We start from the raw sequence: 1,374 nt of genomic DNA, 5'->3' as shown, positions 1-1,374 counted from the left end.
TGCCCGACCCGCGCAATGGACATGGTCCAGAAAAATCGTTGCAGACAGCAGGTCAGCGGCACCGCCGGGAGAGGCATTCAGCGCCAGCATTACTGCATCCAGTCGCTGAAGTGCCTGCTGCCCGGCAGGTTGCTGCACCCCGCCTGCCACCAGTACCGCCCGCGCCCCTTGCTGCATTGCTTCCAGCCCTGGTATTCCGGCACGTGACAGCACGCAGGTATCGCTGAGCGAGGTCATGATCGCCATCAGCGCATCCAGCCGGGCGGCGTTGCTGTCCGCTCCCTGCTGGCGGCTTTGCCAGAGCTGCGGCAAGGCCAGATTCATCACATGGGGAAACCCCTGCTGAGCCTCTTCCCGTGCGCCCGGCAGACGATAACGTGCACGGGCGCGCTGACCGTTGCTGAACTGCTTCGGCGCGGCGTCATCCGGCAATTGCGCCAGGCGTGCGGCCAGGCGGGTAATCTGCGCCGGGTTGCCGCGTCCTCCGCACATGGCCGCCGCAGAGACCAGCAACCCCAGGGCCCAGATAGCACCGCGATGGGTATTCACTCCGCCCGTCACCTGCATCATCACCGCTTCGCCTTCACGTCCCAGTCGGCCCGCCAGCTGGCGCAGAGCGATATCCGCCGGACGCTGCCAGCTCTGTCGCGCCATCTCGCGGAACATTGGCGTCAGGCTGTGAGCGGAACGCTCCATCAGCGCCAGCGTCAGGTCGTGATGCGCCCCGCTACCCCGGCGATCCACCAACCCGGGTTTCGGCGTCAGGTTGGCTTCTATGACCAGGCAACGTGTTGCCAGCGCGGCCAGGCGCTGTGCATGGCGTTCCGCTGAACTCGCAGCCCACTGCCGTTGCAGATTCATTACCAGCTCCTGAATTTGGCCGGAGGCTGATATAACCCACCGGACCATTCGACCAGGTCAGCCACACTGCCTGCCGCCAGCAGGGAACGGGTGGCATCGGTACGGCGAATGCCAAGATCTTCCGGGAAGGCCACTTTCCCTTCGCGCCGCAACTGCTGCACCCGCTTCGCATCCACGCCCAGACCGATATCGGTGATCCCGGCGACCGATGCCACCATCGCCCGCCGTTCTTCCAGCGACTGCGCACGATAGAGGTAAGCAATTCCCTCTTCGGTCAGTACGTGGGTGACGTCATCGCCGTAGATCATCACCGGGGCCAGCGGCATACCGGACGCTTTAGCCACCTCGACCGCCTCCAGTTTTTCAACAAAGGTCGGTTTCGCGCCGGCCTGGAAGGTTTCCACCATCTGTACCACCAGCTTGCGGCCACGTGCCATCGGGTCTGGTTCGTTGATCATGGCCAGCCAGGCCGGGGTGGCATGGCGGCGACCGTGTGGGTCGTGGCCCATATTG

2 protein-coding genes are annotated in these 1,374 nt (G+C 64.6%); both read right to left on the bottom strand.

Annotated features, from left to right (window positions below):
• On the bottom strand, nucleotides 1–861 hold an 861-nt coding region (locus tag WH277_RS02040), incomplete at its 3' end, for a triphosphoribosyl-dephospho-CoA synthase (RefSeq protein ID WP_339504106.1).
• On the bottom strand, nucleotides 861–1,374 hold a 514-nt coding region (locus WH277_RS02035; protein ID WP_339504104.1), incomplete at its 5' end, for a malonate decarboxylase subunit alpha. The genes WH277_RS02040 and WH277_RS02035, both read right to left, overlap by 1 nt.

This window comes from Erwinia sp. MYb416 (assembly GCF_037479575.1).
In the GTDB taxonomy this organism is placed as follows: domain Bacteria; phylum Pseudomonadota; class Gammaproteobacteria; order Enterobacterales; family Enterobacteriaceae; genus Erwinia; species Erwinia rhapontici.
The sequence above is the reverse complement of the archived record's forward strand: the minus strand, read 5'-3'. Positions and strand labels throughout refer to the sequence as shown.